General features: G+C 70.8%; 10 protein-coding genes and 1 pseudogene. 4 read left to right on the top strand and 7 right to left on the bottom strand.

Translation table 11 applies throughout. The features are described from left to right. Nucleotides 1-230: pseudogene (locus tag B073_RS0135740) on the top strand (IS110 family transposase); the annotation flags it as partial. A 160-nt stretch (nucleotides 231-390) separates the two neighbouring features. On the opposite strand, the gene B073_RS0135735 reads toward B073_RS0135740, so the two are convergent. The 3 genes from B073_RS0135735 to B073_RS0135720 all read right to left on the bottom strand — a co-directional run bounded on the left by B073_RS0135735 (nucleotide 391) and on the right by B073_RS0135720 (nucleotide 4693). Next, nucleotides 391-1206: an SDR family NAD(P)-dependent oxidoreductase gene (locus tag B073_RS0135735; protein WP_018542857.1), complete on the bottom strand. Its 816-nt coding sequence runs from the start codon at nucleotides 1204-1206 to the stop codon at nucleotides 391-393. Between the two features lie 589 nt (nucleotides 1207-1795). Then, a complete protein-coding gene (locus B073_RS0135725) occupies nucleotides 1796-3124 on the bottom strand; it encodes an alpha/beta hydrolase family protein (RefSeq protein ID WP_018542855.1) in 1329 nt (442 codons plus the stop codon). A 627-nt stretch (nucleotides 3125-3751) separates the two neighbouring features. Next, nucleotides 3752-4693 carry an AraC family transcriptional regulator gene (locus B073_RS0135720; protein ID WP_018542854.1) on the bottom strand — a complete coding sequence of 314 codons (942 nt, stop codon included), beginning with the start codon at nucleotides 4691-4693 and terminating at the stop codon, nucleotides 3752-3754. Between the two features lie 81 nt (nucleotides 4694-4774). Between B073_RS0135720 and B073_RS0135715 the strand changes: the two genes are divergently transcribed. Together B073_RS0135715 and B073_RS42305 are read left to right on the top strand one after the other, a co-directional pair. Beyond that, nucleotides 4775-5611 carry an NAD(P)H-binding protein gene (locus B073_RS0135715; RefSeq protein WP_018542853.1) on the top strand — a complete coding sequence of 279 codons (837 nt, stop codon included), beginning with the start codon at nucleotides 4775-4777 and terminating at the stop codon, nucleotides 5609-5611. Between the two features lie 556 nt (nucleotides 5612-6167). Further along, nucleotides 6168-6728 carry a class I SAM-dependent methyltransferase gene (locus tag B073_RS42305; protein WP_078508361.1) on the top strand — a complete coding sequence of 187 codons (561 nt, stop codon included), beginning with the start codon at nucleotides 6168-6170 and terminating at the stop codon, nucleotides 6726-6728. 261 nt (nucleotides 6729-6989) lie between these two features. Here B073_RS42305 and B073_RS0135705 read toward each other — a convergent pair whose 3' ends face one another. The 4 genes from B073_RS0135705 to B073_RS44960 form a co-directional block, all read right to left on the bottom strand. Then, nucleotides 6990-9923, bottom strand: coding sequence for a hypothetical protein (locus B073_RS0135705; RefSeq protein ID WP_018542851.1), 2934 nt, complete (start codon nucleotides 9921-9923; stop codon nucleotides 6990-6992). A 2-nt stretch (nucleotides 9924-9925) separates the two neighbouring features. Next, nucleotides 9926-11773 (bottom strand): HSP90 family protein, encoded by a 1848-nt coding sequence (locus tag B073_RS0135700; RefSeq protein WP_018542850.1) that lies wholly within the window; start codon nucleotides 11771-11773, stop codon nucleotides 9926-9928. 55 nt (nucleotides 11774-11828) lie between these two features. Beyond that, the gene (locus B073_RS0135695; protein ID WP_026248038.1) at nucleotides 11829-12815 is read right to left on the bottom strand and encodes a hypothetical protein; all 987 of its coding nucleotides are present in this window, start codon (nucleotides 12813-12815) and stop codon (nucleotides 11829-11831) included. Nucleotides 12816-13518: 703 nt separating this feature from the next. Then, the gene (locus tag B073_RS44960) at nucleotides 13519-13704 is read right to left on the bottom strand and encodes a DUF1272 domain-containing protein (protein ID WP_078508359.1); all 186 of its coding nucleotides are present in this window, start codon (nucleotides 13702-13704) and stop codon (nucleotides 13519-13521) included. A 119-nt stretch (nucleotides 13705-13823) separates the two neighbouring features. Between B073_RS44960 and B073_RS44955 the strand changes: the two genes are divergently transcribed. After that, the coding region (locus B073_RS44955) for a transposase (RefSeq protein ID WP_161195960.1) at nucleotides 13824-13960 on the top strand (137 nt) is incomplete at its 3' end.

Raw genomic sequence — 13960 nt, 5'->3', positions numbered from 1 at the left:
GGCCCAAACGCTACAACCGGCGCCTGCGCTGGTTGTTCTACATGTCCGCACAGACGGCCATGATGCGGCCCGGTCCCTCCCGCGACTACTACCTCAAAAAGCGATCCGAAGGGCTGCTGCACACCCAGGCTCTGCTCGCGCTCGCTCGACGCCGGGTCGACGTNCTCTGGGCCATGTTGCGTGACAAGAGGTTGTTCACCTCCGCCCCACCGGTCACACAGGCGGCTTGACTTCGTCATTGAGATTCCCCTCGCATGGAGGGGCCCGCCTGGACGCGGGTGGTCTGTGTGCCGGCGGGCCCGCCTGTGGACCTCATCTCATGGCTCCCCCTGGGTTCCATCCCCGCCACGAGCCCTGTGGAGCGGGCCTGCCCGGCAGTCCGCTAACCCGCTACCGACGCGGGCTGCGCGCCTCGATCCGGTGATCGAAGGCGGCGCCGCCGACGCCGACCGTGGTCACCCCGCCGTCGACGGTGAGGACGGCCCCGTTGACGTAGGACGCGGCGGGCGACAGCAGCCAGTCGATCGCCTCGGCGACCTCCTCCGGGTCACCCGGCCGCCTGGCGGGAGTCAGCCGGTTCGCCTCCTCGTATGCCGCCTCGGCACCGCCCGCCAGCCCCGCCTCCGCCGCGAACCGTGCCATCCGCTGGTCGGCCATCTCCGTACGCACCCAGCCCGGGCACACCGCGTTGGCCCGCAGTCCCTGTGGACCGTAGTCGACGGCGAGGGAGCTGCAGAGGTGGAGCAAAGCCGCCTTGGACGTCGCATAGGCGGCGTTGCCGACGCTGTTGCGGAGCGCGGCGACCGAGGCGACCGCGACCACCGCGCCGCGGGCCGCCAGCAGATGCGGCAGCGCGGCACGCAGCAGCAGGAACGGGCCCGTGAGGTTGGTCCGTATCAGCTCTTCCCAGTCCTCGACCGAGGTGTCGCCGACCGCGCCGCCCCGCCCGATTCCCGCGTTGAGCACCACACCGTCGAGTCTCCCGTAGGCCGTCACCGTCGTCTCGACGAGCTCGCGCACGGCCTCGGGGTCGGCGGCGTCGGAAGGGTGGGCCAGCGCTCCGGTCTCCTCGGCCACCCGCCGCAGTGGCTCGGGCCGCCGCCCGGAGATCACGACCTGGTGCCCGGCCGCGCACAGCAGCCGGGCGGTGGCGGCCCCGATTCCCGTTCCCCCGCCCGTCACCAGGACAACACGCTGTTCCGACATGGTCGTTCGCCTCCGAAGGTGGTCAACTTCCGGTTCCCCGCACCGCGAGCATACGAAGCACCGGCACCGCCGGGCCGACCGGGTACCGCTGCCGTCGGCACCGCGGGTGGGTGCGGTGCGAGGAACGACGGCGGCAAAGGGCAGCGGCGAAGCAGGCGGCGATCGGTCGGTGGAACGGTGCGACGGCGGAGGCTTGCGGCAGAAGCACGCCGCGCCGAGCCGGTCAGCCGGGTGAGATCGACTCCTCCGTGTTGTACGCGGAGCCGTCGGGCCCGATCGGGCAGTGGTGCTGGATTCCTTGGCAGACCATCGAGGTGGAGAAGTCGAAGAACCTCCCGTTCTAGCGGGCGATCGGCTTCATGAGCGCCGCTCACGCCCGCGGGGCTCCGTGGTCATCGACAACCAGGGTCGCATCGTCCGCAACGCCGAGTACGCGGCCGTCGCCAAGTCCCAGCGGTTCGATGTCCTGGCCTGGACCGTGACCTCCTTCGACGCCTGGCCGGCTCGTCGGAGATCTCGCCAGGGCGTACGGCGTACACGACTGGTCCGGCCCAGAGGATCAGGCCCCCGGTGTGGAACCGACCGTCTACTACTGCGCGTACGTCATCTCCGGGAAGCGCGGCGACGGGCCGTCCAGCAGGTGGTCGTCGTGGCCGCGCAGCCACCGGTCGAAGAACGAGGCCACATACGCCCGGGTCGCCGCGACCGCCCGCTGCGGCCGCACAGTCCCGATGTCCGCCCTGACGGCGGCCTCCGGGGCCGCGCCTTGACGGGCGAGCTGTGGCAGCAGGGCTGCAGCATCGGTGTAGGAGCCGTGTTCGGAGTTCTTGAGCGTCACATCAGCATGCCAGCCACGGGAGTTCGTCCAGAACGCATCCCAGGACGGCTGGTGATGGTAGTCGCCGGAGTCTGCAGCTGCGGTGCCCATCAGGAGGAACGGCCGGTCCACGCCGTCGCGGGCCACCGAGCTCAGGCGGTGGCCTCTGCCGTCGGGGCCGCCGAAGTCCATGGTGCCGTCGAGGTTGGCGCCTGCCTTGATACGCGGGTCGTCGTGCATGGTCTGCGCGGCGGTGAAGCCGCCCGCCGAGTGCCCGACCATCCCGATGCGGCCGAGGTCCATCATGCCGGCGAGCCCGGTCGGCAGCCCGGCGCGGTGCCGGAGCCCCGGCAGCGCATCGAGCACGAAACGGGTGTCGGCCACCCGGGCCGTCATGGTCTTGCGCTGCACGGCTCCGATGTCCACGCCGGGCTTCATCAGACCGGGCAGCACAGATTCGGCCAGGCGGTTGCCGGGGAACTGCACCTCGGATGCCTCGTAGGTGTGGTCGACGGTCACGACGACATATCCACGCGAGGCGAGATCCTCGACGAGCCCGGTGTTCCAAGTTCTCGGATCGCCGACGCCTGGCGAGTACAGCACCACCGGCAGGCGCCCACCGCCACGTACGACGGGAGCGTTCTGCCGGGCTTGCGTCCCGGTCGCCGACCAGTCGGTCCGGCCCGCGGGCAACTTGTAGTTGAACGACGCGGCCCCGCGCTTGCTCCCGAAGTGCGCCCCCGCGAGCGGCTCCATGTACGAGACGCGGGCCGCGTGCGAGGCACCGCGCACGGCCGGATACCAGAAACTCACCATCAACTCGCGTGCCCCGCTTTCGGGCTGCCACGGATCCTGCCGCGAGTGGTCGGTGAGCTGAAGGGAAGTGGTCCCCACGGCATACGGCCCGGTGGGTGCGGGCAGCATGGCCCGCGCCTGCTTGCCGACGTCGCGGGGCGAGCGATCCACAGGGGCCGCGGCCTTCGCGCGCCGTCCGTGGTGCGCCACGTCGGCGCCCGCCGGCCCGGGCCCCGCCTTCGCGCCGGGACCTGCGGTGGCCGAACCGGTGGCAGCCGTCCCGGTGCACGCGGTCAGCAGCGCCACGGCAGCGAGTGCAGTGCCCCTCAGACTGGCCCGGCGCCACTGCTTCCGACGGCCCGAACGATGCCGAAACGCAGACATGAAGACTCCCCTCCCGTAGCCCGCCGTGACGCGGCGGGTCCCTGCCAACCACGCTAGGGAGAAAGGCCCTTGGAGTCGCCATACGACGGTGCCAACCGGCAGGTGATACCCGGGTATGACATGGCCGCGCAGACGATTCGAGGGCCGGTCCAGGCACGCTCCGGAGCAGGGATACGGCGTGTCTGGCAGTCCATGAGCGGAGCCGGAGTCGGGACCACCACGGATTCATGACACTCCCGGCTACTCTCTTGCCGCTGTTCCAGTGTGCCGGCAGTGCGGCAGGGAGTCCCCCACTCGTACGTGTGCCCCTCCCCCTCCCTCTCCCCTGCCCCTGCCCCTGCCCCTGCCCCTGCCCCTGCCTCTGCCCGGGATGAAGCCCATGTGCTCCTGCCAGCGGCCGGTCATGGCCCTCCCGATTCCCCGCTGGCGGCTATCGCATATAGGCCACGCGAGGCTGTGCGCGCCCGCGGTCTCCGCACCACGGCAGGAGCGGCGGAAGGTCTCCGAGGCCATTGCGAGAGGGCCGTTTCGGCGAGGAGTCTGGGGTCATCACACCTGCCGGCGCCAGACCGAGGGGCTGACTCCGCGGGCACGCTTGAACGCCACGCTGAAGGCGAAGGCGTCCTCGTACCCGACCTCGCGGGCCACCGCTGCGACGGTTGCCTCCGTGTCCCGGAGCAGGTCCGCCGCCAGGATCATCCGCCACCCGGTGAGGTACGTGAGCGGTGGCTCGCCGACCAGGCTGGCGAAGCGCGCGGCGAAGGCGGCGCGAGACATGCCGACTTTGGCGGCCAGTTCGGCGACTGTCCATCGGTGGGCCGGCTTCTCGTGCAGGTGGCGCAGCGCGTCGCCGATGGCGGGAGCGGCCAGCGCCCGGTACCAGGAAGGGGGTGCCGTGCTCGGCTTGGCGCACCATGCCCGTAGCGCCAGTACGAGTACGAGGTCCAGTAGTTGGTGCAGGACGGCGTCCTGGCCGGGTTCCTCGTGGGCGACCTCGGTGGCGAGCATGTCCAGCGCCGTGCGGGTCCGCGGCCCGGCGGGCACCATGGCGAGCGGGGGGAGCATGTGCAGCAGGCGCATGCTCACGTCGCCGCGGAGTTCGTAGGCGCCCCGGAGCATGGTCGTGGCTCCGGGCAGACCGTCGCCGTAGGTGCGGGGGGCCAGGCTGTGGGGAGCACGCGGCCCCTCTGCTCCCCCTTCGATGATGTGTTTCTTTCCCCCATGGACCACGACCTGGGGTGGGGTGGACGGGTGGTCGGCGATGGTGTAGCTGCCGGTCTTGGTGATGAGGGCGATGTCACCCGAGGTCAGGAGCGCCGGCGAAGCGTCGGAGTCGTGGAGCCGGATCGATGCGTGGCCGCCGAGCGTGGCCACGACCGTGAGCGCAGGAGCGTCGGCGAAGGTCATGGACCAGGGCGGGCGCTGGATCAGCTGTCTGATCAGCGCGTGCCTGGTGCGGGCCCGGTGCAGCAGATCGCTCAGAACGTCCATGTCGATGAAGCTAGACGATCACAAAGGTATCTGGGATGTTCTCCCATGGATCGTCTTCCGTCTCTGGAGTTCTCTGGAGGCATGAAGAAGATCCTCATCATCGGCGGCACCGGCAAAACTGGTCGCCGCATCGTCCGGCGCCTGCAGGCCGCCGGCCGGCCGGTCCGCACGGCGTCCCGCACCGGCGGCGACACCCCCTTCGATCTGGACGACCCGACGACTTGGGCGCAGGCCCTCGACGGCGTTGCCGCCGTCTACGTCGTGGAGCCGAATCTGCGCTCGGGCGTGGACCGCCAGGCGCGCATGCCAAGGTTCGTGGCCGAGGCAGTTGCCGCAGGCGTGCAGCGACTGGTGCTGCTGTCGGCGCACGGCGTCGGTCATGCCGACGACGGTCACCCCCTCAAGGCCGCCGAGCAGGCCGTGCGCGGCAGCGGCATCGACTGGACCATCCTGCGACCGGACTGGTTCTCGCAGAATTTCAGCGAATCCTTCTTGCTGCCGGGGATCCTTGACGGGAGCCTGTCCCTGCCCACCGGTGACAGGCGCACGCCGTTCGTCGACGCGGAGGACATCGCTGAGGTTGCCGCGGCGGCGCTGACCGAAGACCGGCACAGCGGCCAGATCTACCAGCTGACCGGACCGCGGGCGATCAGCTTCGGTGAGGCGGCCGACCTCATCAGCGAGGCCACCGGGCGCACGATCCGTCACGTCGACGTCGCCGCCGAAGTCTTCGTCGGGCGCCGGGTCGCCGACGGCGTCCCGGCCGATGTCGCGCGACTGCTCAGCGGCCTTCTGGTGGCCATCCGCGACGGCCGGGGCGCCGCGGTCTCCGATGGCGTGGAACGAGCCCTCGGCCGACCGGCCCGGCGGTTCGAGGACTACGTCGCCAAAACCGCCGCCGCAGGTCACTGGAACTGACTGACCCGGCCGACCCACGACCGACGATCATTCCCCACAGCACCGACCGCGACTATGCCCCGCGGTCGGTGCCAGGAAGTGGAGCCTGGCTGTGGGGCGAAACCGAAGCAAAGGCCGCCGCTCAGCACGCGCTGCGTCGAGGCGATCGACGGTCGGCCACGGCCGTCGTCCTGCAACACGGGAAAGTCAGCACAACTCCAAACAAAGGAATGAAGACCGAACAATTTCTGGTCTTGCACTCGTGAAGTAAGGTTCCGCGCTGCCCTGGACCGCGTGACGAGGAGAAGGAGCCCCGGCACATCTCCTTCACGACATCTCCCCGACCACTCATCAGTTGTTTTACCAGTTCAAGGGCACACTGCTCGGCACGATGTCGCCGCGATGGCCGTCTAAGAAGGTGTCATCACTCGCACCTCGATAACTTCGCAAGCACTAGACAGATGGATGGCACGTGGCCGAAGTAACGCTTTTCCTCCGGGAATACGCGAAGACCCGCCAGGACGTGGGGGCTATCGCCCCGAGCAGTGCCCGGCTTTGCAGGGCCCTCACCCGGTACATGATCCCGAACCCCGGTCGCAGCCGCGCGGTACTTGAGGTAGGGCCCGGTACGGGAGCGGTGACCCGCTACATCACCGGCTCACTGGGCCGACTGGACACCCTGGACCTGATCGAGGCCAACCCGCGCTTCGCCGCCCTGCTGCGCGACACCTACGCCGACGATCCGAGACTGCGCATCCACACGGGCCTGATCCAGGAACACGAACTCGGCTCCTACGACACCATCGTGTGCGGCCTGCCGTTCGCCAACTTCGACGCCCGCACGACCGAAGAGATCTTCGACCGGCTCCTCGGGTCCCTGCGGCCCGGCGGCACACTGTCCCTGTTCGGGTACGTGGGCGGCGAAACCATACGCCGGACGCTGGCCGACGCCGTGGACCGCGAGCGCACCCTCGCCGGGCTCGGCGTACTGCGCCGCATCCTGCGTCGGCACACTTTCCGCACGGAGACGGTGCTGGGGAACCTTCCGCCGGCCCGGGTCCACCATCTGGCGCCAGTCAGCCCACCGGCTCATCCCGAATGGGCACCCACCTGCGACTGCCGCGAGACGTCTCCCTGAACACATCGTCTGTCGTGCGGCCAACCACGACGACACAGTCCGCCACGGGCCCGAGGTGCTGAACCTGCATCGCACCGAGGCCCGGTCTCATCCTGCGTTCGGCTACGGCATTCATGTGTGCCTGGGCCAACACCTGATGCGCAGGGAACTGGAGGCCGCCATCTCCGCCCCACTACGAACCTCGGAATACAGGGTTCGATGGCCGGGGAGGGACGTGCCCGGTGACGGGGCGGGCTGTTGCTCGTCACCGGGCACGTCGCATCACTCCTCGTCGCGCAGTCGGGTGGCCAGGGACGTCAGTGGCTCGGTTTCCTCGGTGTGGCCCAGGGACGTGAGGCGGGAGACGGCCGCGTCGAGGCGGGCGAGGGCGGGAGCGGGGCGTTCCAGATAGACGCCCTCCATGACAGCTGCGAGACGGACGCATTCGGCCCATTCGCCGGCGTGGTCCTGCTGCGGTCCCGGTTCGCCGAGCAGGGCGAGGGCCTTCTCCAGGGCGGCCAGGGCGTCCCCGTACTCACCGGCGTAGGCGTTGACGCGTCCGTGTTCGTAGGCGAGGGCGGTGTCCAGGGAGCGGCCCTGGGCCTCGTAGTCGGCGGCGCGGGCCTCGTCGGCGATCCGGCCGGCGTCGGCGAGGAAGGCGAGGGCGTCGGCCAGGCCGTCGGCGCCCTGCTGCTGGGCCTGGAGGCGGGCGAGTTCGCGCAGGCAGTTGCTGAGCTGCTCGTAGCGCGGGGCCCGGGTGTGGGCGGCGAGTGCCTGGTCCGCGGCCTCACGGGCCCGGGCGAACACGCCGGACTCACCGAGGAGTACGGCAGTCTCGGCGGCGATCATGGCGTGGCTTCCCGGGTCGTCGTCCCAGTCGGCCGACTCGGCCGCGAGGGCTACGAACTCGGTCGTGGCGGCCTTGAGGTCATCACCCGCGTGCAGCGCGCGGGCGCGGGTCAGGCGCAGTTGGGCGACGAGCCGGTCGTCCAGTTCGCCGGCAGCGATGTCCGGCTCGGCCAGCAGGGAGTCCAGCAGAGCGATGCAGTCCTCGACGCGGCCGAGGTCGAGGCTGAGCCGGGCCGCGTTGCCGTAGGCATAGAACGCATCGGCTCGGCTGCCGTGGCGAAGTTCCTGCTCCGCGGAGCGCGTCAGGTGCCGCAGTGCCTCGTCGGGACGTCCCAGGTGCAGGCATGCCTCGGCCAGCTCGCCGTGGAGGCGGGCGGTGTCGACCGCGTCGGCCGGCCAGTCGGTGGCCAGTCGCAGTCCTTCGGTCAGGTCCGCGTGTGCGGCCTGTGCGTCCTGGAGGCCGAGCTGGAGTCGACCGCGCAGCCCGAGGGTGCGGGGTACGTGCCAGGCGGGGCCGTGGGCCTTCAACCGGTCGAGCAGGGCGTTGACTTCGGTGAGTGCGGCGGGCAGGTCGCCGGAGAGGGCGTACGTGCTGGCCCGCAGCAGTTGGGCGCCGGAAATCTGCCCGACGACGTCGTGCCGGGTGGCGAACTCGTGCAGCAGGTCCACCTCGGCGAGGACCGCTGCGACGTGCTCCTCGCTCCCCGACGTCTGCAGGCGCAGTCCCAGCGCGGTCGCCCGCAGTCGCAGCAGACGGGCCTCCTGGTACGGGGCGAGGCCGGACGTCGTCTCGTGCAGGCGGACCATGGCCGCGTGGGCGGCGGTGAGTGCGGCGGCCTTCGCCTCCGTTCCGTCGGCGTCCTGCGTGGGGATCTCGGCGGTGGCCAGCAGGGCGCAGGCGCGGGCGAGCGTCGCGTGGTCCTGCGCGCCGGCGTCCTCGTACAGGGCCGCGGCCTCTTCGTGGAGGGCTGCGGCGACGGCGAAGTCGTCCTTGTCCTGGGCCCGGCTCGCGTCGTCGGCCAGCAGGTCCGCGCGGAGCCGTCCGAGCGGGCCTACGGCCGGGTCGTCGGGGTGGGTGAAGTCGTCGGCGGCGACGAGCGTACGCAGCCGTGCCCAGCACGCCTGCGCGTCCGGGTGCCCCTGCTCGTCCAACTCCCGTGCCCGGAGGATGAGTTCGGGCAGTGCGTCGGGCACGGTGGCGGCCGTACGGGCAGCGGGGGCGGCAACCGGGGTGTCCACAGCGACGTCGTCGAGGTGGCGGCTGCGCAGAGTCAGTTCCAGTGCCTCCAGGAGCGGGGCGCGCTCCAGGCGGGCCCTGCGGCGGTCGGCGCGGGCCGTGGTGCCGTTGCGGGCGTCGAAACGTGCGGCGAGGTCGTCGGCGCGGCGGCCGACCTCGGCGCGCAGGCCGGCCACCGTCCAGGTGCGGCCCGCGAATCCGGCGGCGGGCAGTGCGCCGTGGCCGAGGAGCTCGACGCGCTGGAGCAGGACCTCGACGCCGGTGAGGAAGCTGAGCAGGTCCAGCGGTGAGTCGACCTCGGCGAACAGGTTCCGGTTCTCGGCGAGCAGTTCCAGGCCGCGCGCCTCGTTGCCGGTCAGCGCGCAGAACTCCAGGTGCCTGCCGACCTCCCCGGCCATCGACGGGTTGCGGCGGCAGCCGCGGTAGCCGGCGAGGTGCAGTTCACGGGCCCGTTCCGGGCGACCGGTGCGCAGCAGCGGCAACAGGGCGTAGGAGAGGGAGCGGGCCGGCTCCTCCTTGCAGGACTCCTGTCCGGACAGGACGGGCTCCCAGGTGCGCAGCGCCCGCTCGTCGTCGCCCGCCGCGAGGTGGTACCGGGCGCGCTCGCAGATCTCGCATGCCTCGCAATCGCTGAGTGCGGTGCGGTCGCGGCCCGCCCACAGTTCGTAGGCGAGGGTGGTGTCCTCGCCGACGTGGGCAGCGAGCTGGTATGCCTGTCCGTAGTAGGGCTGGAGGCCGAGGCCGGCCTTGTCGTACCGGTCGCGCATCTCGGTCAGCCACTGGTGCAGGCTGGTCAGCGGTATCTCGGGCAGTACGAGCAGGGCGTTGGCCACCCACTTGAAGCGCCAGAACAGCGTGTGACGCAGGCGCTCGTCGAAGATGTCGGGCTGCTCGTCGAAGAGAGTGAGCAGGCGGGCGAAGACGACGGGCGACTTCCTCGGTTCGGAGCCGTAGGTGTACGCCTCCTGGAGTTCGAGGAGCGCGTGGACGAGCGGGACGGGCTCCGCGAACTGCTCGGCGGCGTCGACCAGTTCCTCGGCGGTGACGGTGCGGGTCCGGCCGTAGGGCAGCCGGTCGTTCTCCTGCAGCGCCTGGTAGAGCTCGTCGATGGTCTGGGGTGCGGTCGGCATCGTCAGCTGTCCTTGCGCAGGGCGTGGGCGAGAAGGTCGAGGAAGGAGCGGTTGATCAGGCTCGATTCGGCGGGCCTGAGCGGGCGCCGGGACAGCAGCGCGGCCTGCCCGTAGAGGGCTTCGGCGCTGGTGCGCGCGAGCTCGGGCTCGTCGATGGCTATGGCGGTGCGCACCAGCGGATTGAGCTGATTGAGGATCAGCTGGGCCCGCGGTGCCTCCTGGTGCAGGGCGCCGAGGATGTCGCCCCACAGGCCGCCCTGCTGCTCACGGGCGAGCTGGGAGCGGGTGCGCTCGTGCCGGGCCTCGCGGCTGTCGACGAGGAGGGCGGGGGCGGAGGCGGGCTGGAAGGTGCGCAGTGCGACGTCGCAGTCGAAGAGGGCGAGGGCGTCGCGGGCCAGCGCGAGGTAGGCCGCGGCGGCCAGTTCCGTCTCCCGGTCGACGGGGTCGAGGTGAGCGGTGAGGGTCGCCGGGTCGAGGTCGGCGACGCCGATCTCGGGCCTGATCTCGGGCAGCCGCTGGACCAGTTCACGGTCGTAGGCGTAGCCGCCGTTGACGACGCCGAGGCCGGCGGCCGAGGCGATCGCCGCGACCTGCCGGAACTCCTCCACACTCGACGTGACGAGCACGGTGCGGTGGGTGCGGGCGAACTCGTCGAGGGTGGTGTGCCCGTCGGTGGTCTCGAACGGCAGCCAGGGCAGCAGCATCCGCAGGATCTCGTCGTCGTGCACGGCGAGCGACTTCACGGCCAGGTGGTGGACCTGGAGGAAGCGGGCGAGCAGGTCCGGGTCGCTGGCGGCGGTCCGCGCGATCCACGCGCGCAGCCGTTCGGCGAGGGCGTCGCGGACGGCCGCGAGCGTGTCGTCCTCGTACAGGGACTCGCGGGACGCCGTCGGGCGCAGGCTCTCGGCGTCGACGACGCAGCGGACGAAGAAGGCCCACTCGGGCAGGATCTCCTCGGCCTGCTCGGAGAGGAGCATGCCCTTGACGTGTACGCGGTGGCCGTGGCGGCGCCCGACAGGCACCGCCTCGGGCAGCACGCAGGCGATGCCTCTCAGGCCGACGGCCGGCAGGTCCAGCTCGATGGTGTCCAGCGGGGTGAAGCCGAAGACCTCCTCGCCGTACTCGGCCAGCGCGCGGGAGCGGGCTCCCGGAGTGCGGTACGTACGCGCCCAGGGGGCGGGCTCGGGGTTCACGGACGCGCCCGGGCCGCCCGTGCCGTCGTCGAAGGACACCGGGTGGCGCAGCAGGGAACCGAAGTGCCGGGCCAGCGTGTGCACCTGTGTGGGCCGGGTCCACTCGGCCGCGTCGGCGCGCGGTGTCAGCGTGACGGTCGTGCCGGGCTCAGGGCGGGCGGAGGCGGGCAGGGTGCGGACGGTGTAGCTGCCGTCGCCGCGTCCCCGCCACTCCACGGCGGGGGCGTCGGGGGTGCGGGCGGAGCGGCTCAGGACGTGGATCTCGTCCGCGACCAGGAAGCAGGAGAGCAGCCCGATGCCGAACTGACCGATGAAGTCGCCGCGTTGCTCCGCGATCTGGTCGGTGCGCTTGCTGCTGCGGCCGATCGTGGCGAGGAAGGTGTGCACGTCGGCTTCGGTGAGACCGACGCCGTCGTCCTCGACTCGGACCACCGAACCGTCGGCGTACAGGCGGATGCCGAAGGCGTCGGCGGGTGCGTCCGTTGCGAGGGCGTGCCGGGCGGTCAGTGCGTCGACCGCGTTCTGCATCAGTTCGCGCAGGTAGACACGGGGGCTGGAGTAGAGGTGGTGGGAGAGGAGATCGACGAGGCCGCGCAGATCCACCTGGAAGGTGCGGTCGGCGCCGGCCGCGTGCGCGGCGGGGTCGGGCAGAGTCATCGGGCAATCCGGAGAGGGAGGGGCGACGGGCGGGCGGGGCCGGGGCGGCGTGCGCTCAGGCGCGGCGGTGGCAGCGGGTGAACTGTTTCTCGGGCTCCGCGAAGTAGGTCCAGGGCCAGCTGGTGTAGGCGCCGTCGAGCGCCTGGAAGACGCGCCGGACCGTGTGGCGCTCACCGGCCAACGCCAGGGCCATGGCGAACATGTTGAAGTCGTGCTGCCAGCCCAGGCGACGCGGGTAGGCGGGATGGAGGATGCTGTGGTCGGCCGCGGCCCGCAACTCGGCCTGGATGTCCGCGGTTTCGAGGCAGTCTGCCTGGTCCGACTCGACCCAGTCCTCGATGTGCGCCATGGCGATCACGCAGCCGAGGCGATGCCCTTGCGGGGCGTGGGCCAGCGCGCCGCGGGCGAACGCCAGAGCCTGGCCGGGCTCCCCTCCCCAGCGGGGCTGCAACTGCGACACCCACTCAAGGTGGGTCTCCAGGTCCAGCGGGTCGCGGCGCAGGGCCGCGTGGAGCCGGGCCTCGTTGACGACGGGGCCCAGCGACATGCCGCGGCCTGAGGTGAGGAGGTGGCACCACGGCGTGATCCAATCCGGCCGCAACTCAGCGGCTTGGAGCAGCTGCTCCTCGGCGATCCGGAGCCGCTCGTGAAAGACCCGCCACTGCTCCTGTGCGACGTTCTTGGCGAGCTCGGCGGTGCGCGCCTCCCAGCCCCAGCTGATGTGGCGCGTCCCGGATATCAGCAGGGCCGTCGCCCGGTGTTCCTGGTCTTCCTCGACAGCCCGGCCGATCCAATCCTGCAGGCCGTCCACGTCGGCCAGTTGGCCGAGGACCTGATGGTCGCGGCCGAGATCGAAGGGGGCCAGCGCAGCCTTGACCGCCTCCCAGTCACCCGTGACGGCCGCCTCCGTGAGCGCGAGCACCCGTGCATCCCCGAGCGCACGCAGCGGGTAGGTCCCATGCTTCTGTCTGGGAGGAACGGGCAGGGCGTGCGGATCCGCCGCCGATCTCTCCGCACCTCTGCCGAACAGCTTGCTGAACATGCCGCGCTCTCTCCCGGTCCTCTGGTTCCCCTGGTCCCCCGTGATCTCCCAATGCAGCATAAGCGACACTACAGACATAGCTTCCACCGGGTTTTCACCAGTGCCTGACGAGCCCGACTCCGCCGCTGGCCCTGGCCCTGATGGTGGTCCCGCCTCTCGATCTCCCGCGCCCGGTCGGCATGCTCGGATCGGGGTTATCCACAGGCTTCGGCACCTTCGCCCACTGGGACCTGTAGCGACGTGTGACTCCTCGTGGTGTGCATGCGGATCCGTGGGCGTTCGTTGTCTGCGGCATTCGATCTCGGCCCCTGGAAGCGCGGGCACTCCGCCTGGTCTGTTACGGCGTCGGGGGAGTCGGCTCCGTCGCTTCCGGCTGGTGTCGGCAGCAGCCGGGCACCGGCGGCCGAGCTGATGGCGTAGACGGCTCCCAGGCACGCCGTGGTGCTCAGCACCAAGGGCTGTACGTCCGACTTCGCGAGCGCGGCGTAGACGAAGACGGTTCCCGAGATCGCCCCGACGATCGAGAGGCTGCGCCGGGGTACACGCCCTGCTTCGGCGCCGCTTCCTCGACGCGATCGGCGATGCCGCGCTCCGTACCGCGGGAGCGATCGGGGTTGCCGGGGCCCCATCACGCGGATCGTAGATGAGCTCTACTCAACCGCCGGCCCGGACTTGAACCACTCCCCCTCGGCGGATCGGCCGTTCAGGAACCTACCCGGCGACGCGGGCGGGGCACCAACTCCCCGCCGCAGTTCGGGCACTTGTGTCCCATCGCCTGGCTGCACGCGACGCAGAAGGTGCATTCGTACGAGCAGATGCGAGCCGGGCCGTCGGGAACCAGAACGGTGGTCTCGCACCGCTCGCACAGCTCACGCATTTCCAATGCCATGCCCCCACCCTCTCAGTGGGCGGTTCGTGAGTCTTTGAGTCGTTCTGTGGTCGCCCGATGGTGTGAGGTGTGGGCGGAATCCGCGGGTCCGTCGTGTGGGGTCTGCTGGGGTTGGCGGGGTGAGTGAACGCAAGTCATATCCCAGCGACTTATCGGACGGGCAGTGGTCGTTGATCGAGCCGGTGATCACCGCGTGGAAGGACCGGCACCGCTCGGTCAGCGGTCATCAGGGCGCCTATGCGATGCGGGAGATCGT

The organism is Streptomyces sp. MspMP-M5, assembly GCF_000373585.1.
Classification (GTDB): Bacteria; Actinomycetota; Actinomycetes; order Streptomycetales; family Streptomycetaceae; genus Streptomyces.
Note: the sequence above shows the minus strand (reverse complement) of the source record. Positions and strands in the feature narration are given on the sequence as shown.

Coding starts and splice junctions, on each gene's coding strand:
- B073_RS0135735 (WP_018542857.1), bottom strand. CDS start 1,206: ATGTCGGAACAGCGTGTTGTCCTGGTGACGGGCGGGGGAACGGGAATC.
- B073_RS0135720 (WP_018542854.1), bottom strand. CDS start 4,693: ATGGACGTTCTGAGCGATCTGCTGCACCGGGCCCGCACCAGGCACGCG.
- B073_RS0135715 (WP_018542853.1), top strand. CDS start 4,775: ATGAAGAAGATCCTCATCATCGGCGGCACCGGCAAAACTGGTCGCCGC.
- B073_RS42305 (WP_078508361.1), top strand. CDS start 6,168: ATGATCCCGAACCCCGGTCGCAGCCGCGCGGTACTTGAGGTAGGGCCC.
- B073_RS0135705 (WP_018542851.1), bottom strand. CDS start 9,923: ATGCCGACCGCACCCCAGACCATCGACGAGCTCTACCAGGCGCTGCAG.
- B073_RS0135700 (WP_018542850.1), bottom strand. CDS start 11,773: ATGACTCTGCCCGACCCCGCCGCGCACGCGGCCGGCGCCGACCGCACC.
- B073_RS0135695 (WP_026248038.1), bottom strand. CDS start 12,815: ATGTTCAGCAAGCTGTTCGGCAGAGGTGCGGAGAGATCGGCGGCGGAT.
- B073_RS44960 (WP_078508359.1), bottom strand. CDS start 13,704: ATGGCATTGGAAATGCGTGAGCTGTGCGAGCGGTGCGAGACCACCGTT.